Origin of the sequence: Streptomyces sp. NBC_00080 (assembly GCF_045041255.1) — a bacterium.
GTDB lineage: Bacteria > Actinomycetota > Actinomycetes > Streptomycetales > Streptomycetaceae > Streptomyces > Streptomyces coriariae.
In genome coordinates, this window is record NZ_CP108235.1 from 1,461,054 (window position 1) to 1,487,054 (window position 26,001).

Sequence of the window (26,001 nt, forward strand, 5' to 3'; positions counted from 1 at the left end):
GCTACTGATCGCCCGCCAAAGGGGCGAGTAGAAACGGAAATTGACCGTCCGTTCCCGGTCACTGCCTGCGGCACGTGCCGATTCGACGCGCCCCGAAGGGCTACTTGTGGTGCCCGGCTCGTTCCGGAGCGTTCCGGAGCGGTCCGCGGGGCGGCGAAAGTCTACGCACAGGAAGCGGCGGCCGGACAAGCACGAGGGAGCGGCGGAACGCAAAGCACAACGGTCCGCCCCCTCCGTGCGGCGCGGAGGGGGCGGACCAACGGTCGTGCGCGATGGGGCAGCTGCGGGATCGGCCCTGGGGAGGCGATCTCTACTGCGCCGGCGCTCCGACCAGCTTTCCGTTCGGCGCGACGGCGTACCACGTACCGCCCACGCCCTGGCCGTTGATGTCGCCGGGCGACTTGTCACCGGAGAAGGTGTAGATCGGCGAGCAGTTGATCGTCTGCTGCTTGGTGCCGTCGGACCGGGTGAAGTTCATGTAGCCCTTCTCCTGGATGCCCTCGGTCTCGTTGAAGGCGACCGGCGCGACGGCCGGCCACTTCTCGAGGCAGGCACCGTTGCAGTTCGACACCGGCTCGGGCCAGGCCTTGTCCTTGAGGAAGCGGTAGACCGTCATGCCGTTCTTGTCGACGACGATCTCACCGAGGTTGGCGTCCTTGCGGACGGACAGCCCGGCCAGCTCGGTGCCGGACTCGGCGGACGAGCCGGACTTGGCCTTCTTGCCCTCGGGAGTGAGCGCGAACCACTTGTTGCCCACGCCCTGACCGGTGGTGTCACCGGCCTTGGCGTCCTTGGCGTAGTAGTAGGCGGGCCAGCCGGCAACGGTCAGCTGCTTGGTGCCGTCGGTGCGGGTGACCTCGCCCAGCAGCGACTTGTCGATGCCGTCGCCTGCGGCGATGTCATCGGCGGAGACCGGCGGCCAGGCGGTCGCGCAGTCGCCGTCACAGTTCGACTTCGGGGGTTCCGCGGTGTCCGCGTCGAAGCGGTAGAGAGTCTTGCCGGTGCCGTCGGTGAGGATCTTGCCGAGTTCGTCGTTCGCGGAGACGGCCAGCTCGGCCGCGCTGCCCTGCGCGGCGGCCCCTCCGGTCGCACTGGCGCTCGCACCGGAACCGACCCCACTGCCGACGCCGCTGCCCACGCCGACGCCCGCGATGCCACCGGCCGGGGCCGTGGCCCCGACGTTCTGGCTCGACGACGTGCCGCTCTCAGAACCGCACGCCGTCGTCAGCGCCAGCACGGCCACAGCACTCGCCGCAAGTGAGGCGCTCCGCCAGGTGGTCTTCATCGTCAACAACTCCCCGATCGTCACAAGGTGTTGCAGCGCCCTGCTGCGCCGCCGCACGGCACTGAGTACGCATGGTGACGGTCGTTGTGTTCAAACACGGCACAAAAAACTTTCCGGGACCTGTGACACCGGCCCCGGCGGACCCCTCCGGATCGCACAGGCGCACGGCGAGCCGGATGCGCGAACGTACCGTCCGGCAAACCCGTGGGCGTGAACTTCCCCCGTTCGGGGCAATCCCCACCGGGCGTGGGCGTGGGCAGGTACGGGACGCCGCATGATCTCCGTCGTGCATGGACCCGAACCGACCCGATCCGCCCTCGTCACCAGGACCCTGGCCCTGGTGACCGCGACCTGGATCCTCGCGGCCGCCCCGGCCGGGGTGGCCGCGGCCGACGCGTGCGCGTACGCCTCGACCGGCCCGGACGGCATCGAGGCGGTGGCGGTCGCGGGGAGTCACTCATGGCCGACTCCCCCGGTGTGCCCGGAACCGACGCCGAGCCCCACCCCGACCCCCACACCGCCGAAGCCGAAGCCACCGCCCAAGCCGACGCCGAGCCCCACCCCGACACCCACGCCGACCCCCACCCCGAAGCCGACGCCCCCGCCGCCACCGCCTCCCGAGCCCGGGCCGACGGCACCGAAGCCGCGGCCCAGGCCGATGGCGCCCGCGCCGCCCCGGCCCGCGGCCCCGCCCCCGCGGCAGGCACCCACACCCCCGCCGCCACCGGCTCCGGCCCCCGAGCCGACACCGACCGCCGAGCCGAAGCCCACGCCACGCCCGTCCGCGACCCCGGTGAGCTACCCGGCGTACCACGCCTCGCCGCGGCAGCGGCCCGTCCGCCGCGGCCAGTCGCCGGTCACCTACGTCCTGCTCATCACCGTGCCCGCGGTGATCGCCGTCGCCGCGCTGCGACCGCGCTAGCGCCGACCCTGGAGGCATCTCTTGCCGGAATGGCTTGTTCTCACCCTCGCGATGCTCGCCGCCTGCGCGGTGGTGGTCGTCATCACCCTCCTACGGCACCGCAGGGCGCCCGAGGACGAGGACCCCTCCGAGACCCCGGACGTCATCGAGTACATGACGATGTGGATCGGCGTGGTGTACGCCATCGTCCTGGGCCTGGCCATCGCCGGCGTCTGGGAGGCGCGCAGTGTGGCCCAGGACCACGTCCAGGCGGAGGCGCAGGCACTCCACGAGATCTCGGAGCGGGTACGCGTCTACCCGGCCGACGCCCGTGACCGCATTCGGGAGGATGTCAACGCCTATGTCGGACACGTCGTCACCACCGAGTGGAAGTCGATGGCCGACGACGGCGAGGTGACCGAGCGCGGCGACGAACTCCTCCAGCGGATCCGGGTGGACGTCACCGACTACGAGCCGACGTCCGACTTCCAGGCGCAGGCCTACCAGCCGCTGATCGACCAGATGGCCGCCGCGGACCAGGCACGCAACGCCCGTGCCGAGTCGACCGGGGCGACCATGCCGGGCGTGGTGTGGTTCGGACTGCTGACCGGGGCCGCCATCACCATCGGCATGGTCTTCGCGCTGCAGATCCGGCGCACCACCCGCGAACTGGTGCTGGCCGGGCTGTTCTCCGCGCTGATCGCCTTTCTGCTCTTCCTCATCTGGGACTTCGACGCGCCCTACAGCCGGGGCATCACCGCGTCGGCGGAACCGTTCCTCCATCTGTTCCCCGGCATCGAGGGCTGACGTCCGCTCACCTCACGCTCCCGCGACCGGGGAACGGCGGCAGAGGACGGCCGCCACGCCGTCGCCGTCCCCCGGTTGCCGCAACGGCGTCCCCTGGGCGGCCCACACGCTTGCCCCATTCGCGCGACTGCGATCGCGGGAGCGCACACATGTTCCTAGCGTTTCGGTCATCGAGGTGCATTTATTACGCAAGCGGAAAAGGTCCGCAGCTGCTCCTCGGGGACCGGAGGATCCACCATGCGCGCGATACGCGTCGCTTCGGCCGCACTGTTGGGCGTCACCGCCCTGACCTTCTCCGCACCGGCCGCCGTCGCGAGCGACGACGACAACCACTACGTCATGTCCAACGGCTACAGCGTGCTGCCCTCGACGATCGCGGCGGGCGGGCAGGTCACCGTTCAGGTGGACCGCAACGCCAGTGGCTGCCGGAGCTCCGTGACGGTCTCCTCGGGGGTCTTCGACGCGGTCGTCATCCCCCGGGGCTCGTCGTCCGCCGTGGTCACGGTCGACTGGGACGCCAGGGCGGGCGCCTCCTACCGGGTGACGTTCGCCTGCGGCGGCATCAGCGCCGTCAAGGAGTTGACGATCGCCGGCGGCCGTCCGGTCGATCCCACGGCGCCCTACCCGGTCCCGCGGGGTGTGCACGCCGGCGAGGGCGGCACCGTCGCCGGGTTCGACCTGAAGGAGATCGGGCTGGGCGCCGCGCTCATCGTGGGCTCGGTCGGTACCGCGTACTACTTCTCACGGCGCCGCGCCGCCGAGGACGGCGGCTGACGGCTCGCCCCCGACGGCTCCGCCGTGCGCAGGCCTTCGCCCCGGATCCCAGTGGGAACCGGGGCGAAGGCCTGCGTCACGTGCGACGTGCGATCCCCTCCGGAGCGGGCGTCAGACGCGGCGCTCCGCGCGGCGGCGCATCCAGAACAGGCCACCCCCGACCAGGGCCGCCGCGACGAGACCGCCGCCGATGGCCATGTCGGTCGGGGTGGCGCCGGTGGTGGTGCTGCCGCCGAGACCGCCGCGGACACCGCCGATGACGGTGAAGGCCGCCGGGCGGGTCAGGGTCCGGCCCGAGCAGTTGACGGTGATGTCGTAGGTGCCGGGCCGGGCGTTGTCGTTGATGGTCGCCGTCCCCTTGGCGGTGTGGTTGGCGCCGTTGATCGGCGTCAGGTTGGCCTGCGGGAACGCCGCCGAGGTCATGGTGCCGCCGCCGGGGCAGCCGTCGACGGTGACCGTCATCTGACCCCCGCGGGCGATGACGGCGGGCAGGGCCACGATGTTGCTCGGGTTGGCGCCCATGCCGTCGCGTGCGACGGCGGCCGGGGCGCTGACGCCGAGCGAGGCGACCGCGGCGGCCGAGACCACCGAGGCCGCCAGAAAACGAGTGATGCGCATGTGATCCTCCGCGGAAGGCGCCCCGGGGCCCGGCCCCGGCATGTCGGCGAGAAAGCACCTCCCGAAATGACCCTCAGATGCCGTGCACGCGCCCGCATTTCGGGAATGGTCCGTCCTGGTGAGAGGACACGCCGAGCGAAATGCACACAATCGGATATTGCCGCAGGTCACGGACCGTCAGAAAATTCCTTCCGTCGGCAACTCGGATGGCTCACCGAAAGGCATCGGACCACCCGTTCGCTGCTGCCCCGTCGCCGGTTCCCACCCGGGGACTTAGCGTTCTCGTATGCGCGAAGGGACGCGGTGACGGCCGCGTCGAAAGGGGATGGCGAATGTCTGCGTACGAGCTGTCCGAGGTGGCGGAAGAAGAGGAGCGGCGGCGGAAGCGCGCCCCGTGGGGCGTGATAGCGCTTGTACTGCTGACCGGTCTCGCGCTCATCCGGAACGGGTCGGGAGAGTTCGACATCGGCCCGCCGCAACCCGCCTCGGCGGCGGCCGCGGACGGCCGCACCGCCGGTGCCTTCGGCCGGACCCCGGCAGCGCTGCCGTACGCCGTGCCGGACCGGGTCCGGATCCCCGCCATCCGGGTGGACGCGCCGGTCACGTCGGTCGGCCTGGACGCGGACGGCTGGGTCGGCGCGCCGCCGCCGGAGGACCCGAATCTGGCCGGCTGGTTCACCGGTGGCGTCTCGCCCGGTGAAAAGGGGACCGCGGTCGTCGTCGGCCATGTCGACAACAAACTGGGCCCCGCCGTCTTCTACGGACTCGGGGCCCTGAAGAAGGGAAATCGCGTCGAGGTGTCGCGAGGGGACGGAAAGACGGCGGTCTTCGAGATCTACGGCATCGAGGTCTTCGAGAAGAACAACTTCCCCGGCGACCGTGTATACGCCTCCAAGGGCTCCCCCGAACTGCGGGTCATCACCTGCGGCGGCGGTTTCTCCAAGGCGAACGGATACGACGGGAACGTGGTCGCCTTCGCCCGCCTGGCCGAGGTCCGCTGAGCGGACACCGGCCGGGCGGGCGGGGAGCTCGCGTCAGGTGTACCGCCGGTGCGGGACGGTGATGTGATAGCCGGAGTCCAGCAACTGCGGCAGATAGCTGCGCAGGGCCCGCACGCTCTGCGAGCGGTCGCCCCCGGCGTCGTGCGAGAGCACCACGACGCCGGGGGCGGCGCCCTTCTCGACCCGTTGGACGATGGTGCCGGCGCCGGGGGCGGTCCAGTCGAGGGTGTCGACCGTCCAGGCGAGCGGCTCCATGCCCAGTTCGGCGCCGAGTTGGAAGGCGGCACGGTTCCAGGCGCCGTAGGGGGCGCGGAACCAGCGGGGCGGCTCCCCGTAGCCCTCCTCGATGACGTCGCTGGTGCGGGACATCTCGGAGCGGATCTGACGGCGGGTGAGGCCGGTCAGCAGGGGGTGGGACCAGGTGTGGTTGCCGACGACATGGCCCTCGTCGGCCATCCGCCCCAGCAGATCCTGGTTGTCGGCGGCCATCTCCCCGCACACGAAGAACATCGCGCGGACGTCGTAGTGGGCCAGGGTGTCGAGGATGCCGGGGGTGTACCGGGGGTCGGGTCCGTCGTCGAAGGTCAGCACCATGGTGCGGCCTCGGCCGGCCATCCTCAGCAGCGGTTCGTGGCGCACCGGGGTGCGGCCGGGGGCGGTGCGCGGGGGGCCGTAGCCGGTCAGGGGCTGGAGGCGGTAGGCGGAGGGTTTCAGCGGCAGGCTCTGTGCCGGGGCGCCCGCGGCGGGGGCGGCGGCCCGGACCGGCTTCCCGTCCTCGCCCCCCAGGAACACTCCGGCCGTGCCGACCGCTCCGACGGCGGCGGCGCCGGCGAGCAACGCCCGGCGGCGCGTGAACAACTGATCCTTCTTCATGCAGTCATCAGTCGCCCGGCGGGCCCCCGACCCACCACACCGACACCGGACCGGCGGCACGATTCCACCCGCCCGGCGCAGTCACGGTCGGTCCGAACAGTTGAAGGAGGCCGGGTCAGCGGTGTCGCACCAGCGGGAACGGCAGGGTCTCGCGGATCGTGAGACCGGTGAGGAACATGACCAGGCGGTCGACGCCGATGCCGAGGCCGCCGGTCGGGGGCATCGCGTACTCGAGGGCGTCGAGGAAGTCCTCGTCGAGTTCCATCGCCTCGGGGTCACCGCCGGCGGCGAGCAGGGACTGCTCGGTGAGGCGGCGGCGTTGTTCGACCGGGTCGGTCAACTCGGTGTAGGCGGTGCCGAGTTCGGTGCCGAAGGCGACGAGGTCCCAGCGTTCGGCGAGCCGTGGGTCGACGCGGTGCTGCCGGGTGAGCGGGGAGACGTCGGTGGGGAAGTCCTTGTAGAAGGTAGGGAGTTGGGTCCTCTCCTCGACCAGGCGTTCGTACATCTCCAGCACGACGTCGCCCCGGCCGTCGTCCGGTGTGTACGGGACTCCGGCACGGTCGCAGTGCCGGTACAGGACGGCCGGCGGGGTGTCGGCGTCGATCGGCTCGCCGAGCGCCTCGGAGATCGCGCCGTGGACCGTCCGGACCGGCCACCGGCCCGAGATGTCGTACTCCTGTCCGTCCTTGCGGGCGACCGGCGAGCCGAAGGCGGCCGTGGCCGCGCCCTGGATCAGCTCGCGGACCAGGTCGAGCATCACGTCGTAGTCGGCGTACGCCTGGTAGGCCTCCAGCATCGTGAACTCGGGGTTGTGCTTGTAGGAGACGCCCTCGTTGCGGAAGGTGCGGCCCATCTCGAAGACCTTCTCCAGGCCGCCGACGCACAGCCGCTTGAGGTACAGCTCGGGGGCGATGCGCAGATAGAGGTCGAGGTCGTAGGCGTTGATGTGGGTGGTGAAGGGGCGGGCGTTGGCGCCGCCGTGGATCTGCTGGAGCATCGGGGTCTCGACCTCGAGGTAGCCGCGCTCCAACAGGCCTTGGCGCAGTGCCTGTACGGCGTGCGAGCGGGCGCGGACGACATCGCGGGCGGCCGGGCTCGCGACCAGGTCGAGGTAGCGCATGCGGACCTTGGCCTCGGGATCGGTGAGGCCGCGCCGCTTGTCGGGCAGGGGCCGCAGGCACTTGGCGGTGAGTTGCCAGGAGGTGACGAAGACGGTGGGCTCGCCCTTGTCGCTCGTCCCGGCCGTGCCCGTGACGACGATGTGGTCGCCGAGGTCGGTGTCGGACCTGAAGGAACCGAGCGCCTCGCGGGTGAGGGCGAGCTGGTGGTCGGCCGACCAGTCGCGCAGCGTCACGAAGACGATGCCGCCGAAGTCGCGTACCCGCATGATCCGGCCGGCGACGGTGACCGTCTCCCCCGTACGGATCCCGGCGAGGGTGTGGGTGCGGAGCGGGACACCGACCGGGTAGGGGTCGACGCCCTCGGCGCGCAGCCGGTCGAGCTTGCGGTGCCGGACGCGGACCTGCTCGGGCAGGCCCGCGTCCGCACCGGTGTCCCCGGCCTCGTCCCCTCCGTCGAGGCCGAGCGCCGCCAGTGGCGGCAGGCCCTCGGTGGTGGCGGGGCGCGGCCCGCCCTTGGCGTTGCGGTTGCCCCAGAGCTTGCGCAGCGAGGGCACGGAGACGAAGCCCTCGGCGATACCGGAGGCGAGGCCCACCCGGGCGAGGGAGCCGGCGTCGGCGTAGCAGAGGAAGCGGGGATACCACTCGGGGTGGTATTTGGCGTTGGAGCGGTAGAGGGCCTCCAGCTGCCACCACTTGGAGAAGAACAGCAGCAGTCGGCGCCACAGCCGCAGCACCGGTCCGGCGCCGATACGGGCGCCCTCCTCGAAGGCCGACCGGAAGACGGCGAAGTTGAGGGAGATCCGGCGCACGCCGAGCTTCGGGGCGGCGGCGCACAGGTCGGCGATCATGAACTCCATGACGCCGTTGGGGGCGGAGCGGTCACGGCGCATGAGGTCGAGGGAGATGCCGTCGCGGCCCCAGGGGACGAAGGAGAGCAGCGCGAGGAGGCGGCCGTCGTCGTCCAGGGCCTCCACGAGGAGGCAGTCGCCGTCGGCGGGGTCGCCGAGACGGTCCAGGGCCATGGAGAAGCCGCGTTCGGTCTCGGTGTCGCGCCAGGCGTCGGCCCGGCCGACCACCTCCTCCATCTCCTGCTCGGTGAGGGCGCAGTGGCGGCGGACCCGGCAGGAGGCCCCGGTGCGGCGCACCCGGTTCACGGCCTGCCGGGTGACCCGCATCTCGCGGCCGCCGAGGTCGAAGGAGGCGACCGGCAGGATCGCCTCGTCGCCGAGTTGGAGGGCGCCGAGTCCGGCGCGGGCGAAGGCCTTGGCGCCGTCCTCGGAGGCGCCCATGACCGCGGGCGCCCAGGCGTGCAGGCGGGCGGCGTCCAGCCAGGCGGCGATGGCGTGCGGCCAGGCCTCGCGGTCGCCCACGGGGTCGCCGCTGGCGAGGCAGACACCCGCCTCGACGCGGTAGGTGACGGCGGCCTTGCCGCTGGGTGAGAAGACGACGGCCTTGTCGCGCCGGGTGGCGAAGTAGCCCAGGGAGTCCTGGTCGCCGTATGCCTTGAGCAGGGCCCGGATGCGGGCTTCCTCGTCGCCGTGCAGGGCCGCTTCCATCCGCTGGGAGCGGAAGAGGGTGGCGGCGGCGTTCAGGAGGGCGACGGCGCCGAAGAGGCCGAGGAGGAAGAACAGGGGGCGGGGCGGGCGGCCGTCGAAGGAGCGGGTGGAGACCAGGCCGCCCAGGACCCGGTTGGCGGCCCATCCGAAGCGCTGGCTCGCCGCCAGGGTGCCGGGGAACAGTTCCACCAGGCCCCAGCCCGCGAGGATCGCCAGGACCAGCCCGACGAGCAGCACGGCGAGCGCCCGCCGGACCGCCGCGCGGCGGGAGGCGGCGTAGAACTCGCCGCGGGCGACGACGAGGAGGAGCAGCGCGAGCGCGCACACCACCAGGGACGGGACGGACTGCCCGTACAGGCCGACGGCCACGCCGAGGATGTCGGTGAGGACGAGCAGGCCGAGGTAGACGACGACCAGCCACCAGGCGACCTTCTTGCGGGCGGCGGTGGCGGCGGCCAGCAGGAAGAGGAAGACGGCGTAGGCGAGGTTGGCGCTGACCGGGACGATCAGCAGGTCCAGGAAGCGGACGACCGGGCGCAGCAATTGGCGCAGCGGCGGGATCAGGGCCAGCAGGACGCAGAGCAGCCCGAGGGCGCCGAAGAAGGTCGCGAAGCCTTCGGGCACCCGGCCGAGGACACGCCCGGCGGGCCGCCGTGCCGGGCCCGGGGTGTCCGCGGCCGTGGCGGTCCGCACGGTGGCACTCATGTTCCGACTCTAGGAACACCCGGCCCGTAGCGCCCGTCGAGCGGCCCGCGCACCGGCCGGACCTGCGGCTTCCGATAGCCTCTGGCCGTGACGGAACAGCACTCGCAGCAGCCCGCGCACCAGTTCGAGCGGGGCACGGACGGACCGAAGGTCATCCTCGTCGGGGTGGACGGCTCCGACTCCTCCCTACGGGCCGCGGCCTACGCCGGCGGGCTGGCCCGTCGCCAGCACGCGCTGCTGGCCGTGGTGTACGTGCAGCCGGTGCTGGTGGCGGGCGCGGCGCTCGGGGTGCCGGTCGCCGAGACGACCGACGAGATCGCCGAGGACCTGGTCGCGCAGATCCGGGAGGCCACCGAGCGCACCCGGGGGATATTCGACGTGCGCTGGGAGTTCCACACCTTCCGCGGCGACCCCTACGGCGGACTGGTGAAGGCGGCGGACCGGCTCAAGGCGGACGCGGTGGTGGTGGGCGCCTCCGAACAGGCCGGCCACCGGATCGTGGGGTCCGTCGCGGTGCGGCTGGTGAAGGCGGGGCGGTGGCCGGTGACGGTGGTGCCTTAGCCCCCGGCCACCCCGTGAGGGCCTACGGCCGGCTCACTTCCCCATCACCAGCCCGTCCTTCGCCGCGCCCCGGCCGAGGACGACCGCCTTGATCCGGTCGCGTACCCCTTCGACGCCCGCGCCCTGGGCGAGGGCCTTGTCGAGGTCGACCACCCGGCCGGCGTCGATGTCGAACAGCTGCGGTACGAACTCGGCCTTGCGCACCTCCCAGCGGCCGCCGGGCCGGGCGGGCGGGGCGAAGCTGAAGCGGGCGACGGTGGACTGGTTGCCGCGTGCGTCCTGGACGCCCTGGTGGTTGAACATCTCGCCCGCGATCTGGTCGCCCATGCCGTAGACGACCCAGGTGCCGTTGACCTTCTCGTAGGCCTGCGGGACGTGGGCGTGCGTCCCGAGGATCAGGTCGATGTCGGGTCGGCCGCCCGTGCGGGAGGCGGTGAGGGTGCGGGCGAGGGTGAGCTGGCGGTCGTCCGGTGCGTCCTGCCATTCGGTACCCCAGTGCACGGAGACGACGACCACGTCGGCACCCGCCTTCCGGGCGGCCTTGGCGTCGGCGAGGATCCGGTTCTCTTCGAGGAGGCCGACGGTCCAGGGCTGTCCCGGCGGGACGGGGTGACCGTTGGTGTCGTAGGTGTAGGCGAGGTGGGCGACCTTCGCCGGGCCCGCGCGCAGCAGCGTGACCGAGTTGCCCTCGGCCTCGGTGCGGGCGGTGCCCGCGTGCCGTACGCCGGCGGCGTCGAGCGCGTCGAGGGTGCGCTGTACGCCGGCGGCGCCGTCGTCGAGGCTGTGGTTGGAGGCGGTGGAGCAGCCGTCGTAGCCGGTGGCGGCCAGGGCCCCGGCGATCTCCGGCGGGGACTTGAAGTCCGGGTAGCCGGTGTAGACGCCGTTCGCGCCGTACACGGTCTCCATGTGACACAGCGCCAGATCGGCGCCGGAGACGACGGGTTTGATGCCCGCGAGCATCGGGCGGAAGTCGTAGCCGGTGCCCCCGGCGTCGAAGCGGGCGCGGTCGATGACGGTGGTGTGCGGGAGGATGTCGCCGGAGGCGACGAGCGTGAAGCCGCGGGCGGGGGCCGGCGCCGGGCGGCCGGGCCGCTCGGCGGCCCGGTGGTCGTGGGCCTGGCAGGCGGCGGCCGAGGCGAGGAGGGCCGTCAGGGCCAGGGCCACCTGGTGTCTGCGGGCGATCACCGGTTCACCCCACTTCCCATGAATTGTCATATTTACCCATGTGTCAGTACTAATCCATGAGGGGCGGTGGTCCGCCCCGGCACTCCCTTCGTCCAGGGCCGATGCCCGCGATCGGCGTAGCCCGGACCGTTCGTCGAACCGTTCGTCGACGCGATCGACCGTCCGCCGCAGATCCTTGTGCGTGCACTGTCCCGAACCGGCGCACTGCGGTGCCATACGCCCATGACCGCCGGAACCACCCTCACCACCCGGAAGACGACCGCCGAGCACGAGCTCGCCGCACTCCAGCGCGAGCACGGCAGGCCGCTCTTCGCGCTGCTGCTGAGGCTGTGCGACGGCGACCGCCAGCGCGCCGAGGACCTCGTCCAGGAGACCCTGGTACGCGCCTGGCAGCATCCCGAGGCCCTGCGCGCCGACGCCTTCGACTCCGTACGGCCCTGGCTGCTCACCGTCGGCCGGCGGCTCGCGATCGACGCGCGGCGGGCCCGGCAGGCGCGACCCGCGGAGGTCGGGGACGCGGTGCTGGAGAACGCGTCACCCGTCTGCGCCGACCACGCCGAGCGGGCGGCCGCCGCCCTCGATGTGCGCGAGGCTGTGAAGACACTCACTCCGGAGCACCGTGAAGTCCTGGTGCTGGTGTATTTCCAGGGGGCCAGTGTGGCGGAGGCCGCCGAAGCCCTCGGAATTCCGCCCGGTACCGTGAAGTCCCGCGCGTACTACGCGCTGCGCGCCCTGCGCCGGGTGCTTCCGGGATACGCGGCCGACCTGCACTGAAACCCACGACTGGGTCAAGCCTCCGTAAAGCGCCTTGCCGAGGACCCCCTTTGAGTAATCGGGTGTCCTTATCCGTGTTCCGGATGGAGCCCGGTGACCGGGTCCCCAGCGTCCCGGCAACGGGCGAGCGCAAGCACCGGAGGAAGGCAGGAAGGGATGCTGCACAGAGGTCACCAGAGCACGGACGGCACCGGCGGCGGTGAACTCACCGTCCCCATGGCCTGGTTGTATGCCGAGTACATCGCCGACGAACTGCTGCGGACCGGCGATCTCATGCCGCCGACGTCCTTCGAGTTCCGCGCCGGGCGCGACGCCCTGGCGCTCACCATCTTCCTGTCCGACACCGACGGCGAACTGCCCGGCATCCGGGTCGTGACTCAGCTGGAGACCTGGCTTTCGCTCACGGCGTACGACCAGCCGTGGCAGGACTGGGTCGACGAACGTATGTCTCAACTGAAGGCCGAGGCAGCGAAGTCGGACGGACCGGCTCCCGACCTCGACCTGGCGGCCGCCGCCTGGCGCTGGCTGGAGGAGACGGAGCTGCTCGCTCCCGATCTCAACGCGGTTCCCGGCGGTGCGCCGGTGGTCGGCGAGGACGAGGGACCCAAGGTCTGGACACCCGCCTGGCAGCTCGGACTGCCCCTCGGCCACCTGGCGATTCATCTTTTTTAGATTCACACCAATCCGCGGGCCGGACCGCTCCGAACATCTGGGTCACGATTCGGTACGTGGCTTGAGTGATTCGGCGGCCGGGTGCGTACCGGTGGGAGCAAGGAGTAACCCCACTGGCACTCAAAGGCACGAGGTTTCGGCATGAGGTCCCTGGAAAGGCATCGCGACGTCGGCGCGTACGCGCTCGGCGTGCTGGACGAAGCGGAAGCCTTCCGCTTCGAGGACCACCTCATGGAGTGTCCTCAGTGTGCGGCGCAGGTCACCGAGTTCGGCCCCACCGCACGGCAGATGATGCTCTACCGGCGCGCCACCCCACGCGCCGTGCACCCCTTCGCCGGACCCGGCCCGCAGCTGCTGGACCGGCTGCTCGCCGAGGTGGCGACCCGCCACCGGGCCGTGCGCCGGCGGGTACTGTACGCCGTGGCCGCCTCGGTGGTGGTCGCCCTGGCCGGCCCCGTGATCGCGATGATGGCGGGCAGCGCGAGCGGCGAGGGCGAGAGCGCCGTACGGGTCGCCGCGACGGACGAGAAGTCCGGGGTGTGGGCGCAGGTCACCACCGAGAACGAGGCGTGGGGCAGCCATGTGGAGCTCGAGGTCAAGGACGGGGCGGGCCCCCGCTCCTGCCGGCTGATCGCCGTCGGCCTCGACGGCTCCGAGCAGACGGTCACCAGCTGGAACGTCCCCAAGCACGACGCCCGCCCCAACACCATGCAGGGCGCCGCGGCCTGGCACCCCGACGAGATCGCCCGCTACGAGCTGCGCACGTCGGCCGGGGAGCACCTGGTGACGCTCGAGGCCCACTGACGCCGACACGGAGTGAGTTCAGGTCACTTCGGTGTCGACGCGGGTCTCGGCGGGACAGGACGGGACGGGTTCGGGCCGGTACCGTCCGGCCGACCGGCCGGGGCTACTTCAGCAGCCGGGACATCCTCCGGTCCGCCAGCGGTTTGCCGCCCGTCTGGCAGGTGGGGCAGTACTGGAGCGAGGAATCGCTGAAGGACACCTCTCGGATGGTGTCGCCGCAGACCGGGCAGGGTTCGCCGGTGCGGCCGTGGACGCGCAGACCGCTCTTCTTCTCGGCCTTCAGACGGCCCGCCGCCAAACCCCGTGAGCGCTCCACCGCCTCCGCGAGCGTGCCGCGCAGGGCCTCGTAGAGGGTGTGGGTCTCCTCCGGCGTCAGGGTGGCCGCCAGCTTGAACGGGGACATCCTCGCCACGTGCAGGATCTCGTCGCTGTAGGCGTTGCCGATGCCAGCGATCAGGCTCTGGTCGCGCAGGGCGCCCTTCAACCGGCGTCGCTCACCGGCGAGGAGCGCGGCGAAGCGGGCCTCGTCGAAGGTGGCGGCGAGCGGGTCGGGGCCGAGCCGGGCGACGCCCGGGACCTGCTGCGGATCGGGAACGACGTACACCGCGAGCCGCTTCTGGGTGCCGGCCTCCGTCAGGTCGAAACCCGCCCCTGTCTCCAGGGCGACCCGCAGGGCCAGGGGGCCCTTGCCGGGGCGGGGCGGACCGTCCGGGAGCTTGTCCTTCCAGTGCAGCCAGCCCGCGCGGGCGAGGTGCGTGACGAAGTGCGGGCCGTCACCGGTCGCCAGGTCGAGGAACTTGCCGTGCCGGTGCACGGCGGTGACCTCACGGCCCTCCAGGGCGGTGACGGGCGGGTCGTACGTCTTCAGCACACTGATCGCGACGGGCAGCACGCGGACGATCTCGTGGCCGACGAGATGTTCGGTCAGGAAGTCCTTGAGCGCTTCGACCTCGGGGAGTTCCGGCATACGTCCAGAGTGCCATCCGGAACCGGAGCGCTCAGGTCCGTTCAGCCACCACGAACTCGCACCACACGCACTTGCCGCCGCCCCGCGCCTCCACGCCCCATGCGTCGGTCAGCAGGTCCACCAGCAGCAGGCCCCGCCCGGAGACCCCCGACTCGCCCGCCTCACGGCGGCGCGGGAGGGCGCTGGAGGAGTCCTCCACCTCGACGCGCAGCAGGGGGTCGGTGCCGGTGAGCACCCGCAGGGTGACGATCGCGGCGCCCTCGGTGTGCATGAGCGCGTTGGTGATCAGTTCGTCGGCGACCAGTTCGATCTCGTCGGAGCGGTCCCGGGCGCCCCAGGTGCGGACGGCCGCGCGGATCATGTGCCGGGCCTCGCTCAGGGCCTCCGGGTCACCGGAGGCCACATGCTGCTGGAGCCGGCTCCCGGCCTGGTGGCCGTCGGGACCGCGCCGGCGCAGCAGGAGCAGGGCCACGTCGTCGTCCCCGCCGCGTTCCTCGGCGACCTCGATGAGCTGGTCGGCCAGTTTCCGGACGTCAGCGGGGCCCGCGGTGATCAGCGCGGTGAGGGCCCGCATGCCGTCGTCGAGGTCCGTGCCGGGCTGCTCGACCAGCCCGTCGGTGCACAGCAGCAGGGTGTGGCCGGGGTCGAGCTCCACGGTGCCGACCGGGTACTCGAGGCTGCCGAACTCGGCGGACAGACCGAGCGGCAGCCCGCCGGGCACCGGGACGCGCCGGCAGGTCCCGTCGAGGCCGCGCAGCAGGGGGTCGATGTGCCCGGCACGGACCACCTGGACGACCCCGGTGGAGAGGTCGGCCTCCGCGTACAGACAGGTGGCGAAGCGGTCGGTGTCGAGCTCGTGCAGGAAGACCGAGGCACGGGCCATCACGGTGGCCGGGGTGTGGCCCTCTGCCGCGTAGGCCTTCAGGACGATGCGCAGCTGGCCCATGACGGCGGCGGCGTGCGTGTCGTGGCCCTGGACGTCGCCGATGACGGCGCCGACCCGGCCGCCGGGCAACGGGATCAGGTCGTACCAGTCGCCGCCGATGTCCCGGCCCAGGGAGCCGCCGATGGTGGCGGCGCGGTAGCGGACGGCGACGTCGGCGCCCGGCACGCTGGGGATGGTGCGCGGCAGCATGGCCTGCTGGAGGCCCTGCGCGATGTCCTTCTCCTGTTCGTAGAACATCGCGCGCTGAAGGCTCTGCGCGATGCTGCTGCCGAGGGCGACGAGTATGTTGCGGTCCTCCTGCGTGAAGCCCCGGCGGTCGCTGTAGAGCAGGCCCATCGCGCCGATCGGGCGGGCCTGCACGATGAGCGGCAGATAGGCCGCCGAGGTGATCTTCAGGTCGGTGAGGTGCGGCCACAGCACGGGGTAGCCGTCCGCGAACTCCTCCGGCGACTCGATGAAGCGCGGGGTGAGGGTGCGCACCACCTCGCTCATCGGATAGGGCTCGTCGAGGCGGGTGACCAGCGTGCCGGGCACGAAGCTGCCCTCCGGCCCCTCCGCGATCAGCCGGATCCGGCCGGCCTCGACCAGTCCCATGACGAGGCTGGTCGCACCCAGGTGGGTGAGGCCGTGGGTGTCCTTGAGGACGTCGATCACGTCGTGCACGGTGCGGGCGTGCGCCAGGGCCGCCGTGGTGAGCTGGACGACGTTGGTCTGCTCGCGGCGCGCGTCGTCGAGGGCGGCCTCGTCCCGGCGGGCGGCGAGGTCGCTGAGCTCGTCGGTCGCGTCCCGCACGATGCCCACGATGCGACGCGGCCGGCCGGTGCCGTCGCGCCGGATGTAGCCCTGGGTGTGGGTCCAGCGCAGGGTGCCGTCACGCAACCGCATACGGAAGTAGGCGCCGTAGTTCTCGCTGCCGTCCTTGATGGCCTGGGCGACCAGTTCGTCCAGGCGGATGCCCTCGGCCGACGGGACCCGGACGGCGAGGGTGGCGGGATCGCCGTCGTACTCGTCGGGGCGCAGGTCGAAGATCTCGTGGGCGCGGGCGTCCATGTGGAACTGCCCCGAGTCCAGGTCCCAGTCGAAACTGCCCATGCGGTTGAGCGCCAGGATCGGATCCGGGTGGGCGGGCCAGTAGTCCGGGAGGGACAGGGCGCTCGCTCCCCGTTCAACCATGGGGCCACCTTGCCAGGGTTTGTCCGATTCTTCGACCGGGGAACCGGGACCCGCCGGGACCACGGTCAGCCCATGACCACGTCGAGGGGGCTGCCGAAGATGCTGCCGGACTGCTCCTGCGCGCCGGACTCGTCGGGCCCGTCGGGGATCAGCCCGCCGCCGTCGGGCAGATCGGGGACTTCCGGGACGGTCTCGGGACCGATCTCACCGGGGTCGACACCGCGGTCGAGGTCGGAGCCGAGGTCTTCGCCGGAGCCGGGGTCCTCGTCGGGACCGGAGCCGGGTGCCGCGCCGGGGTCGGCGCCCGCGTCGGCGAGGGACGGACCGGAGCCCTGGTCGGCCGCCGAGGGGTCGGCGAAGAGGCCGGCGAAGGGGTCGCCGGAGACGACGCGTCCCTCGGCCGCCGGGACGACGCTGTCCGCGCCCGGCATCGTGATCTTCTCCCCCGCACCACCGCGTCCGGCGACGATGAGCGCCGCCGAGAGCGCGCAGGCGGTGAGGAGGGTGGCAGTGGGTAGTCGCACCACGTTCTCCCGCATCGTCTCGTGCATCGTCCCGATCCCTCACCAGGAGGTGATTCGCCCACTATTGTCTGCTTCACCCGCCAGGGTCACGCAACCGGAGGGCGCGACCACGCACAGTGACATGGTCCGACCGCAGAGAAGGAGCGCACGGCCGTGGACTGGTTCACCGCACCCGAGTACTGGCTGAGCCGCCTGGTCTTCCAGCGGGCCCTGGCCGCTGTCTACCTGGTCGCGTTCCTGACGGCCGCCCTCCAGTTCCGGGCACTGCTCGGCGAACGGGGGATGCTGCCGGTGCCCCGCTTCGTCGAGAGGGTGCCCTTCCGGCGGGCGCCGAGCCTGTTCCACTGGCGCTACTCCGACCGCCTGTTCGCGGGCTGCGCCTGGACGGGCTGCGCGGTCTCGGCGGCCCTGCTCGCCGGTCTGGACGCATCGCTGCCCCTCTGGGCGGCGATGTCACTGTGGCTGGTGCCGTGGGCGCTGTACCTCTCGATCGTCAACGTGGGCCAGACCTGGTACGGGTTCGGCTGGGAGTCCCTGCTGCTGGAGACCGGCTTCCTCGCCGTGTTCCTCGGCAACGACGAGGTGGCCCCGCCGGTCGTCGTGCTCTTCCTGATGCGCTGGATCCTGTTCCGGGTCGAGTTCGGCGCGGGCCTGATCAAGATGCGGGGCGACGCCTGCTGGCGGAAGCTGACGTGCCTCTACCACCACCACGAGACCCAGCCGATGCCCGGCCCGCTGAGCTGGTTCTTCCACCATCTGCCCCGACCGCTGCACCGCGTGGAGGCGGCGGCCAACCACTTCACCCAGCTCGTCGTGCCGTTCCTGCTGTTCGCCCCGCAGCCGATCGCGACGGCGGCCGGGTGCCTGATGATCCTGACCCAGCTGTGGCTGGTGCTGTCGGGCAACTTCGCCTGGCTGAACTGGATCACCGTCGTCCTGGCCGTGTCCGCGGTCGAACTGCCCACCGGCCACCGGTCGGCCCCCGCCAGCCCGCTCTGGTACGAGATCGTGGTCCTCGCCGTGGCCGCGCTGCTGCTGTTCCTCAGCTACCGCCCGGTGGTCAACATGCTCTCCCGCCGTCAGGTGATGAACCGCTCCTTCGATCCGCTGCACCTGGTCAACACCTACGGCGCGTTCGGCAGCGTGAGCCGGATCCGCTACGAGGTGGTGATCGAGGGCACGCTCGACGACGTGCCGCGCGAGGACTCCGACTGGCGGGAGTACGAGTTCAAGGGCAAGCCCGGCGATCCCCGGCACTGGCCACGTCAGTTCGCGCCGTACCATCTGCGGCTGGACTGGATGATGTGGTTCGCGGCGCTCTCCCCCGCCTATGCCGGGGCGTGGTTCACCGCCTTCGTGGAACGGCTGCTGGAGAACGACCGCGACACGCTGAGGCTGCTGCGCCGCTCCCCGTTCCCGCCGGACGAGCCCCCGCGCCACATCCGCGCCCGCCTCTTCCGCTACCGCTGCACCACATGGCGCGAGCTGCGGGAGACGGGCGCGTACTGGCATCGGAGTCACGTGCGGGAGTATCTGCCGCCGACGCGGCTGGCGGGGTCGGCTCAGAGGCCGTAGACCCGGACGGCGGTGGTCTCGAAGATCTCGGTGTGCGCGCCCGGGTCGATCAACCGCCGTGCGATGTCCACGACTTCACCGTAGGAAGCGGTGGGCGTGCACACCGGCCAGTCCGAGCCGAACATCAGCCGGGCGGGCCCGAAGGCTTCGAGCACCGTGTCCGCGTACGGGCGCAGGTCCTCGACGGTCCAGGACCCGGGGTCGGCCTCGGTGACCATGCCGGAGAGCTTGCAGACCGTGTTGGGCAGCGCCGCGAGGGCCCGGACGTCGGACGCCCAGGGCTCCAGCGCGCCGGAGGCGATCGGCGGCTTGCCCAGATGGTCGAGGACGAAGGTGAGTCCGGGCAGGGAGGCGGCCGCCTCGACACAGGCCGGGAGCTGGTGGGGCAGCACCACCAGGTCGTGGACGAGACCGGCGGCGGCGAGGGCGGTGAGCCCGCGCTGTACGTCCGCCCGCAGCAGCCACCGCGGGTCCGGCTCGCCCTGGACCTGGTGGCGGATGCCCTTGAGGTACCGGCCGCCGGGTAGTTCCCGCAGCCGGGCCAGTTCGTCGGCGACGTCCGCGCGGGTGAGGTCGGTCCAGCCGACGACACCCGAGATCAGGTCGTTCGCGGCCGCGAGGGCGAGGAACTCGGGGGTTTCCTCGGCTACGGTGACCGTCTGGACGAGGACCGTACGGTCCACTCCGGCCGCGCGCGCCTCCGGCGCCAGGTCGTCGACGGTGAAGTCCCGCCGGAGCGGGCCGCCTTCGGCGATCCAGTCCTGGTCCCGCACCGACAGGTCCCAGACGTGGTGGTGCGCGTCGACGGTCACGGCAGCTCCCAGACGACGGGCAGGCCGGCGCCCGCGCCCTCGTCGGAGTAGTCGTGCACCACGTCGAGCAGCTCGGCCATCCGTGCCTGCCACACCACGTTGACGGGAAGCTTCTCCAGCTCGGCGAGGAGGCGCGGGTAGTCCTCGCACTCCAGGACATGGAACAGATCGGTACCGCTGCGCCAGATCGTCCAGGAGGTGGCGCCGGCGCCGCGGATGGCGTCCGTCAGTTCCTTCGGCACCTCCCGGTGCGCGGCCTCGTACGCGGCGACGCGGTCCGCACGGACCCTGGTGTGCAGGGCGACCCTCATGACGGCTCCTCGGAAGGAAGCAGACGCGTGTCCCGCAGCTCCTGCCAGAAGGCGGCGGGGACCTGGGTCGTGAACTGTTCGGCGCAGTCCCGCACTTCGGCCGCCGAGCGGGTACCCACCAGGACGCTCGCCACGGCCGGGTGGGCGGCGCAGAACGCCAGGGCGGCGGCGCGCAGGGTGATGCCGTGCCGGTCGGCGGTCTCCTTCATCCGCAGGGCCCGGTCCAGCAGCCCGGCCGGCGCCTGGGCGTAGTCGAAGGTGGCGCCGGGCCGGGGGTCGGCCAGCAGACCGGAGTTGAAGGCGCCACCGACGACCACCGACACGCCGCGCTCGACGGCGGCGGGCAGCAGCTCGACGCCGGCCCGCTGGTCGAGCAGCGTGTACCGGCCCGCGCACAGCACCACGTCGACGTCCGTGTCCCGGACGAAGCGCGTGAGCATCTCCGCCTGGTTCATGCCGGCGCCGATCGCCCCGACGACGCCCTCCGCGCGCAGCTTCTCCAGCGCCGGATAGCCCTCCCGGAAGGCCTGTTCGGCGTGGTCGTCGGGGTCGTGCAGGTAGACGACGTCCACGCGGTCGAGGCCGAGCCGTTGCAGGCTGGCCTCCAGGGTGCGTCGTACGCCGTCGGCGCTGAAGTCCCATACGCGACGGTGCGTGGCGGGGACCGCGAAGCCGTCGGCCAGGTCGTCGCCGCCCCCGTCCGTGGCCTCCAGCCGGCGGCCCACCTTGGTCGAGACCGTGTACCGCGAGCGCGGGTGCTCGCGCAGGGCCGCGCCGAGGCGGCGTTCGGACAGGCCGAGACCGTAGTGCGGCGCCGTGTCGAAGTAGCGGATGCCCTGCTGCCAGGCGGCGGCCACCGCCTCGTGCGCCTGCTCCTCGCCGACCTCGGTGAAGAGGTTGCCGATGACGGCGGCGCCGAAGGCGAGCGGACTGACCGGGACGCCGCTGCGCCCGAGCGTGTTCACCGGCCCACCGGCCGCAGCCGCAGGCCCTGCATCCCGCCGTCGACGGCGAGGGAGGTGCCGGTGGTCGCGCCGGACAGGGGGCTCGCCAGATAGGCGATGGCGCCCGCGACCTCGTCGGCGCCGACCAGCCGGCCGCTGGGCTGGCGGGCCTCCAGGGCGGCGCGCTCGGCGGCCGGGTCGTCGGCCGCGTCGAGCAGCCGCCCGACCCACGGGGTGTCCGCGGTGCCGGGGTTGACGCAGTTGACGCGGATGCCCTCGCGTACGTGGTCGGCGGCCATGGCGAGGGTCAGCGAGTACACCGCGCCCTTGGTCGCGCTGTAGAGGGCGCGCTGCGGCAGACCGGCGGTGGCGGCGATGGAGCAGGTGTTGACGATCGCCGCATGCGAGGAACGCCTCAGGTGGGGCAGGACGGCGCGGGCCGCGCGGACCATGCCGAGGACGTTGACGTCGAGGACCCGGTGCCATTCGGCGTCGTCGTTGTCCTCGACGGTGCCCTGGGCGCCGACACCCGCGTTGTTGACCAGGATGTCCAGCCCCCCGAGGTCGGTGACGGCGGCCGCGACCGCCGCGCGCACGGAGGCGTCGTCGGTGACGTCGGCGGGATATCCGAGCAGGGGCTTCCGCACTCCCGACGGGTCCAGGTCGAGGACGGCGACCCGGGCGCCGCGCTCGGCCAGGAGCTCCGCGGTCGCCCGGCCGATGCCGGAGCCGCCCCCCGTCACCAGGGCCGTCAGCCCTTCGAAGTCGCTCACGCCGCCTTCTCCTTCCGGATCACGAGGTCGGCGGCCCGGAAGTCGCCGGCGGGTTGTGCCGCATATTTATCAGACCACTTCCGCTCACCGACACCCCCCGGGTAGCTTTTTGGCGAGTTGCATGCCCAAGTGGTCCGACCACATCGCTCGGGATCGCGGCGCATCGGCGACAGGAGAGGCCACGTGGAAGACACTCCGCGCAGCGGGACCGGCGTCCCGAAGGGCACGGTGACGCAGCGCGCCATCGAGCGGATCAAGGCGATGATCACCGACGGGTCGCTGGAGCCCGGCCAGCGGCTGCCGACCGAGCGCGATCTGGCGGTGGAGCTGGGCATCTCCCGCAGCTCGATGCGCGAGGCGATCCGGGCGCTCACGGTGCTGGGGGTGCTGGAGGCCCGGCACGGTTCCGGGATCTACGTCACCGCGCTGGAGGCGGGGGACCTGCTGGAGACGTTCGGGGTGGTGGCCGATCTGTCACGGGGCCCGCGTCTGGTCGAACTGCTCCAGGTACGCCGGATCCTGGAGTCCACGGCCACCGCACTGGCCGCGGCCCGCATCACCCCGGAACAGCTGGCCGTGGTGGAGGGGCACCTGGCGGCGATGAACGCGACGGACGACCCCGAGGAGATCCTCGCGCACGACCTGGAGTTCCACCGGGCGATCGCGGCGGCCGCCGGCAACGAGACGATGGCGGCGATCCTGGAGGGCCTGTCCTCACGCACCTTCCGGGCCCGCGTCTGGCGCGGCTACCGGGAGGAGGGCGCCTTCGCCCGGACCCGCCGCGAACACGCCGCGATCCACCGCGCGCTGGCCGCCCGTGACCCGGAGGCCGCCCGGGCGGCGGCGGCCGCCCACGTGGGCGAGGTGGAGGAGTGGCTCAGGGGGCAGGTGGGTCCCTGAGTCCCGGCCGCCTCTCGACGCGGGAGTCCCGGCGGGGCAGAGTTCTCCTACGTACTCGCCAGTAGTGCACGCACACCGAGGGAGCTGCCTGTGACCAGCTGGGTCGGCCGGACCGCCGTCGAGATCGCCGCCGCCGTCCGCGCGAAGGAGGTCACGCCCCGTGAGGTGGTGGCCGAGCATCTCGCGCGGATCGAGCGGCTGGACGGCCGGATCGGAGCGTTCCGCACGGTGCGGGCCCGAGCCGCCCTGGCCGAGGCCGACGAGCTGGCCGCCCGGGGCGACCTGACCGGACTGCCGCTGGCCGGGGTGCCGGTGGCGGTCAAGGACAACCTCGGGGTGCGGGGCGAGTCGACCCGGGTCGGCTCGGCCGCGACGCCGGACACGCCGGCCGACGCCGACCATGTGACGGTGGCCCGGCTGCGGGCGGCCGGCGCGGTGGTCGTCGGCCTGACCAACGTGCCGGAGCTGTGCGTCTTCGGCACCACGGAGGGCGTGCACGGCACCGCCCGCAACCCCTGGGACACCTCACGCACGGCGGGCGGCTCGTCGGGCGGCAGCGCGGCCGCGGTCGCCGCGGGCCTGGTACCGATCGCGCTCGGCAACGACGGCATGGGTTCGCTGCGCATCCCGGCGGCCAACTGCGGCCTGGTGACCATCAAGCCGGGCCACGGGGTGGTGCCGGCCGGGATCGGCGAGGGCGACTGGTTCGGGATGTCGGAGAACGGTCCGCTGGCGACGACGGTCGAGGACGCGCGGCTGATGCTGTCGGTCCTCGCGGACACCGACGCCGTGGCGGCCGGGGAACCCGGTGCGCTGAAGATCGCCGTCTCCGTGCGCAGCCCGCTGGCCGGGGTCACGGTGAGCAAGCCGTACACGGGCGCCGCGCGGGACGCGGCCGGGGTGCTGGTCCGGGCGGGACATCATGCGGAACGGGCCGAGCCGCCGTATCCGCTGTCGCTGGGCGTCACCTCGCTCGCGCACTGGACGGCGGGCACGGCGGTGGACGCCGCGAGCCTCGACCCGCGGCTGCTGACCCGGCGCACCCGGGTGCACGCGGCCGTCGGCCGGCGCTTCCTGTCCGGGGTGCGGGGCGGCTCGGCACGGGAGGCACTGCGCCGACGTCTCGAGCCGTTCTTCGCGGAGTACGACGTGCTGCTCACCCCGGCGCTGGCGCGACGCTCACCGAAGTCGGCGCCGTGGCACGAGCGGGGCTGGCTGCGCAATGTCCTGGTGAACACGAACTACTCGCCGCTGACGCCGCCGTGGAACCTGACCGGCTGGCCGGCCATGGCGCTCCCCTTCGGCACACTGCCGTCCGGTGCTCCCACCGCGGTGCAGCTGGTGAGCCTGCCCGGGCGGGAGGGCGAACTGCTGCGGCTGGCCGAGCAGTTGGAGAGCCTGCGTCCGTGGCGACGGACGGCTCCGCTCGACTGAGCGGAGAGAGCGGACCCGGCGTGGGCGTGCCTGGCGCACACCCAGGCCGGGCGACCGCGAGCGGTCAGTCCACGCTGGGCAGGATGTGGGGCTCGGCGAGGTCCTCCTCGTAGCCCGCCAGGCGGATGGGGGCGGAGCGGGCCCACACGTCGAGGCTGCCGATCTCGCCGGGCCGACGGCCGGCCCGCTCCGGACGTTCCTTGGGACGTTGCTCGCGATTCGTCTTCTCCGGTGTCACCGCGCACTCCTTATGTGTCGGGTCACCCTCGGGGCGTGCCGGCCAGTCTGCGGTCCGGCGCCTGACGCTCCCTCGGGCCTGGCTCAAGTCGGTCGAGGACGCGGTGGCGCCGGCAACTTCTTGGAGGGCGAGCCGTTGTGAAGCGGCCTGTCCCATGACGGACCGTGGGTGTGGGTGGCACTCCGTACTGCTGTCCGTCCGCTACACATTAACCAAATGAGCGGGTGGCCGCTCGATAGGGCTGAAAATTTGGGGTAACCATGGCAAGTCACCCGTATGTCACCGCAGGTGAATTGAACCTTTTTCCACCCTGATGCACCTTCTGGATTCACCCGTCCGGGCGATATTGCTGGGCGTGGCGGCCCAGGGAGGCCGCGCGTTCGCCCGCGCGTTCGTCACGCAGTTCAGGCGCCGTTCGTCCGGTCGCAAGCAGGCCATGGTCTGCTGGCGACCGGCAAGGGCGGTCTCGCGGAAGGACTGACGCATGGAGCTGCGCAGCGTCGAGGAGCTGATGGACCTGCTGTACGCCTGCCAGGGCGTGCGGGACACCCCGGACCGCGGCGCGCCCGGCGTCGACCTGCACGATCACGCGCTCCGGACGGCGGCACTGCTGCGCCGCGGTCGCCCCGCCGACAAGGAGCTCCAGCTCACCGGGCTCGTCCACCCCATCGGTCACCTCCTGTGCCCCACCGACGCCGGCGGCCGGCCGCAACGGGCCGCCCGGGCCGTACGCCCCCTGCTCGGCCCCCGGGTCTCCCGTCTCGTCCACCTGCACCCCTGGCACGGGCCCACCGCCGACGACGATCTGCTCAGCCTGCGCCAGGCCGACGAGGACAGCCGGGCGCCCGGGTTCGACGCGGGCGTCCTGGAGGACTGGCGCACCGTGCTGGAACTGGTGGCGGCACGGAACTCGCGTCTCGGGGCTGTCGACTGACGGGCCGTCATGAGACGGTACGCCGATGACGTCGTCGTACGGGTTGCGGGGCAGGGCCGCCGTCGTCACGGGGGCCACGCGCGGGATCGGCTGGGCGGTGGCACGGGCGCTCGCCGACGCCGGGGCGCGGGTGTGCGTCAGCGCGCGGGATCCGGACGGGGTGCGCCGCGCGGCCGGGGAACTGGACGGCGTCGGACTGGCCGGTGACGTCGGGGACCCCGGGCACCCCCGCAAGCTGACCGAGCTGTGCCTGGACACCTTCGGCCGGCTGGACGTGCTGGTCAACAACGCGGCGACCAACCAGCCCTACGGACCGCTCATGGACGCCGATCCCGGCGCCTGGCGGGAGGCTTTCACGGTGAACGTGGAGGCGCCGCTGCGGCTGGTGCAGTGCGCGTGGCGGGGCTGGATGCGCGAGCACGGCGGCGTGGTCGTCAACATCTGCACGGAGGGCGCGGGACACGTCGGCCCCGGCGTCGGCGCCTACGGCACCAGCAAGGCGGCCCTCCTCCACCTCACCCAGCAGCTCGCGGGCGAACTGGGCCCGGGAGTGCGGGTGAACTCCGTCTCCCCCGGCCTGGTACGCACCGAGATGGCACGGTTCGTATGGGAGCCGGGCGAGAAGGAGATGGCGGCGGCCTTGCCGCTGGGCCGGATCGGGGAACCGGAGGACGTGGCACGAGCGGCGGTCTGGCTGTGCTCCGACGAGGCGAAGTGGATCACCGGGGCGGACCTGCTGGTGGACGGCGGCACGAAGGTGCGCCGGGCACACATCCCCACCTGAGGGGCCAGGGGGCGCGGCCGGCCCGCACAGCCCGCCCCACCCCCGGCGT

The 26,001-nt window shown here is 72.4% G+C and carries 26 protein-coding genes; 13 read left to right on the forward strand and 13 right to left on the reverse strand.

What is annotated here, in order from left to right:
* Positions 1-310 precede the first annotated feature (310 nt).
* On the reverse strand, positions 311-1,285 hold the full coding sequence (locus OHU34_RS06505; RefSeq protein ID WP_142267287.1) for an SCO0930 family lipoprotein: 975 nt from the start codon (positions 1,283-1,285) through the stop codon (positions 311-313).
* 286 nt (positions 1,286-1,571) lie between these two features.
* Between OHU34_RS06505 and OHU34_RS06510 the strand changes: the two genes are divergently transcribed.
* From OHU34_RS06510 to OHU34_RS06520, 3 genes are all read left to right on the forward strand, one after another.
* Positions 1,572-2,207: a hypothetical protein gene (locus OHU34_RS06510; RefSeq protein WP_405765307.1), complete on the forward strand. Its 636-nt coding sequence runs from the start codon at positions 1,572-1,574 to the stop codon at positions 2,205-2,207.
* A 51-nt stretch (positions 2,208-2,258) separates the two neighbouring features.
* Positions 2,259-2,993 (forward strand): DUF4239 domain-containing protein, encoded by a 735-nt coding sequence (locus OHU34_RS06515; protein WP_200839971.1) that lies wholly within the window; start codon positions 2,259-2,261, stop codon positions 2,991-2,993.
* 237 nt (positions 2,994-3,230) lie between these two features.
* Positions 3,231-3,767, forward strand: a complete 537-nt coding sequence (locus tag OHU34_RS06520) for a hypothetical protein (protein ID WP_230196612.1) — start codon at positions 3,231-3,233, stop codon at positions 3,765-3,767.
* A gap of 111 nt (positions 3,768-3,878) precedes the next feature.
* On the opposite strand, the gene OHU34_RS06525 is transcribed toward OHU34_RS06520, so the two are convergent.
* Positions 3,879-4,385 carry a hypothetical protein gene (locus OHU34_RS06525; protein ID WP_200839874.1) on the reverse strand — a complete coding sequence of 169 codons (507 nt, stop codon included), beginning with the start codon at positions 4,383-4,385 and terminating at the stop codon, positions 3,879-3,881.
* Between the two features lie 332 nt (positions 4,386-4,717).
* On the opposite strand from OHU34_RS06525, the gene OHU34_RS06530 reads away from it, so the two are divergent.
* Complete coding sequence (locus tag OHU34_RS06530) at positions 4,718-5,386, forward strand: class F sortase (RefSeq protein ID WP_054241194.1); 669 nt, start codon at positions 4,718-4,720, stop codon at positions 5,384-5,386.
* A gap of 33 nt (positions 5,387-5,419) precedes the next feature.
* Here the strand turns inward: OHU34_RS06530 and OHU34_RS06535 are convergent, their stop codons facing one another.
* Both OHU34_RS06535 and lysX read right to left on the reverse strand, forming a co-directional pair.
* Positions 5,420-6,259, reverse strand: a complete 840-nt coding sequence (locus OHU34_RS06535; protein ID WP_142267282.1) for a polysaccharide deacetylase family protein — start codon at positions 6,257-6,259, stop codon at positions 5,420-5,422.
* Between the two features lie 115 nt (positions 6,260-6,374).
* On the reverse strand, positions 6,375-9,641 hold the full coding sequence (gene lysX / locus OHU34_RS06540) for a bifunctional lysylphosphatidylglycerol synthetase/lysine--tRNA ligase LysX (protein WP_405765310.1): 3,267 nt from the start codon (positions 9,639-9,641) through the stop codon (positions 6,375-6,377).
* 87 nt (positions 9,642-9,728) lie between these two features.
* On the opposite strand from lysX, the gene OHU34_RS06545 reads away from it, so the two are divergent.
* A complete protein-coding gene (locus OHU34_RS06545; protein WP_142267281.1) occupies positions 9,729-10,202 on the forward strand; it encodes a universal stress protein in 474 nt (157 codons plus the stop codon).
* A gap of 33 nt (positions 10,203-10,235) precedes the next feature.
* Here the strand turns inward: OHU34_RS06545 and OHU34_RS06550 are convergent, their stop codons facing one another.
* Complete coding sequence (locus tag OHU34_RS06550) at positions 10,236-11,387, reverse strand: CapA family protein (protein ID WP_405765313.1); 1,152 nt, start codon at positions 11,385-11,387, stop codon at positions 10,236-10,238.
* Positions 11,388-11,609: 222 nt separating this feature from the next.
* On the opposite strand from OHU34_RS06550, the gene OHU34_RS06555 reads away from it, so the two are divergent.
* The 3 genes from OHU34_RS06555 to OHU34_RS06565 all read left to right on the forward strand — a co-directional run bounded on the left by OHU34_RS06555 (position 11,610) and on the right by OHU34_RS06565 (position 13,637).
* Positions 11,610-12,161: a sigma-70 family RNA polymerase sigma factor gene (locus OHU34_RS06555; RefSeq protein WP_230196616.1), complete on the forward strand. Its 552-nt coding sequence runs from the start codon at positions 11,610-11,612 to the stop codon at positions 12,159-12,161.
* 156 nt (positions 12,162-12,317) lie between these two features.
* On the forward strand, positions 12,318-12,833 hold the full coding sequence (locus tag OHU34_RS06560; protein WP_020127525.1) for a hypothetical protein: 516 nt from the start codon (positions 12,318-12,320) through the stop codon (positions 12,831-12,833).
* 141 nt (positions 12,834-12,974) lie between these two features.
* Complete coding sequence (locus OHU34_RS06565; protein ID WP_142267278.1) at positions 12,975-13,637, forward strand: zf-HC2 domain-containing protein; 663 nt, start codon at positions 12,975-12,977, stop codon at positions 13,635-13,637.
* Between the two features lie 103 nt (positions 13,638-13,740).
* Here OHU34_RS06565 and OHU34_RS06570 read toward each other — a convergent pair whose 3' ends face one another.
* The 3 genes from OHU34_RS06570 to OHU34_RS06580 all read right to left on the reverse strand — a co-directional run bounded on the left by OHU34_RS06570 (position 13,741) and on the right by OHU34_RS06580 (position 17,274).
* Positions 13,741-14,604, reverse strand: a complete 864-nt coding sequence (locus OHU34_RS06570; protein WP_230196618.1) for an Fpg/Nei family DNA glycosylase — start codon at positions 14,602-14,604, stop codon at positions 13,741-13,743.
* 31 nt (positions 14,605-14,635) lie between these two features.
* Positions 14,636-16,723, reverse strand: coding sequence for a SpoIIE family protein phosphatase (locus OHU34_RS06575; protein WP_142267276.1), 2,088 nt, complete (start codon positions 16,721-16,723; stop codon positions 14,636-14,638).
* A 65-nt stretch (positions 16,724-16,788) separates the two neighbouring features.
* Positions 16,789-17,274: a hypothetical protein gene (locus OHU34_RS06580; protein ID WP_142267275.1), complete on the reverse strand. Its 486-nt coding sequence runs from the start codon at positions 17,272-17,274 to the stop codon at positions 16,789-16,791.
* A 126-nt stretch (positions 17,275-17,400) separates the two neighbouring features.
* Here OHU34_RS06580 and OHU34_RS06585 point away from each other — a divergent pair, with 126 nt between their 5' ends.
* Positions 17,401-18,822 (forward strand): lipase maturation factor family protein, encoded by a 1,422-nt coding sequence (locus OHU34_RS06585; protein ID WP_405765318.1) that lies wholly within the window; start codon positions 17,401-17,403, stop codon positions 18,820-18,822.
* Here the strand turns inward: OHU34_RS06585 and OHU34_RS06590 are convergent.
* The 4 genes from OHU34_RS06590 to OHU34_RS06605 are packed head-to-tail and all read right to left on the reverse strand — an operon-like array spanning position 18,810 to position 21,662.
* The gene (locus OHU34_RS06590) at positions 18,810-19,634 is read right to left on the reverse strand and encodes an amidohydrolase (protein ID WP_142267273.1); all 825 of its coding nucleotides are present in this window, start codon (positions 19,632-19,634) and stop codon (positions 18,810-18,812) included. The two genes, OHU34_RS06585 and OHU34_RS06590, sit on opposite strands and share 13 nt — an antisense overlap.
* Positions 19,631-19,945 carry an L-rhamnose mutarotase gene (locus OHU34_RS06595; protein ID WP_142267272.1) on the reverse strand — a complete coding sequence of 105 codons (315 nt, stop codon included), beginning with the start codon at positions 19,943-19,945 and terminating at the stop codon, positions 19,631-19,633. Before OHU34_RS06595 ends, OHU34_RS06590 begins: the two co-directional genes overlap by 4 nt.
* A complete protein-coding gene (locus OHU34_RS06600) occupies positions 19,942-20,910 on the reverse strand; it encodes an aldo/keto reductase (protein WP_405765321.1) in 969 nt (322 codons plus the stop codon). The genes OHU34_RS06595 and OHU34_RS06600 overlap by 4 nt, the downstream gene beginning before the upstream one ends.
* Positions 20,907-21,662, reverse strand: coding sequence for an SDR family NAD(P)-dependent oxidoreductase (locus tag OHU34_RS06605; RefSeq protein ID WP_054241209.1), 756 nt, complete (start codon positions 21,660-21,662; stop codon positions 20,907-20,909). The genes OHU34_RS06600 and OHU34_RS06605 overlap by 4 nt, the downstream gene beginning before the upstream one ends.
* Before the next feature lie 183 nt (positions 21,663-21,845).
* Between OHU34_RS06605 and OHU34_RS06610 the strand changes: the two genes are divergently transcribed.
* Positions 21,846-22,562 carry a FadR/GntR family transcriptional regulator gene (locus OHU34_RS06610; RefSeq protein WP_142267270.1) on the forward strand — a complete coding sequence of 239 codons (717 nt, stop codon included), beginning with the start codon at positions 21,846-21,848 and terminating at the stop codon, positions 22,560-22,562.
* A gap of 90 nt (positions 22,563-22,652) precedes the next feature.
* Positions 22,653-23,996, forward strand: coding sequence for an amidase (locus tag OHU34_RS06615; RefSeq protein ID WP_142267269.1), 1,344 nt, complete (start codon positions 22,653-22,655; stop codon positions 23,994-23,996).
* A 64-nt stretch (positions 23,997-24,060) separates the two neighbouring features.
* Here the strand turns inward: OHU34_RS06615 and OHU34_RS06620 are convergent, their stop codons facing one another.
* Positions 24,061-24,234, reverse strand: a complete 174-nt coding sequence (locus OHU34_RS06620) for a hypothetical protein (RefSeq protein WP_020127513.1) — start codon at positions 24,232-24,234, stop codon at positions 24,061-24,063.
* Between the two features lie 484 nt (positions 24,235-24,718).
* On the opposite strand from OHU34_RS06620, the gene OHU34_RS06625 reads away from it, so the two are divergent.
* Together OHU34_RS06625 and OHU34_RS06630 are read left to right on the forward strand one after the other, a co-directional pair.
* On the forward strand, positions 24,719-25,168 hold the full coding sequence (locus tag OHU34_RS06625) for an inositol oxygenase family protein (protein WP_142267268.1): 450 nt from the start codon (positions 24,719-24,721) through the stop codon (positions 25,166-25,168).
* Positions 25,169-25,193: 25 nt separating this feature from the next.
* Positions 25,194-25,952 (forward strand): SDR family oxidoreductase, encoded by a 759-nt coding sequence (locus tag OHU34_RS06630; RefSeq protein ID WP_142267267.1) that lies wholly within the window; start codon positions 25,194-25,196, stop codon positions 25,950-25,952.
* Positions 25,953-26,001: the final 49 nt, after the last annotated feature.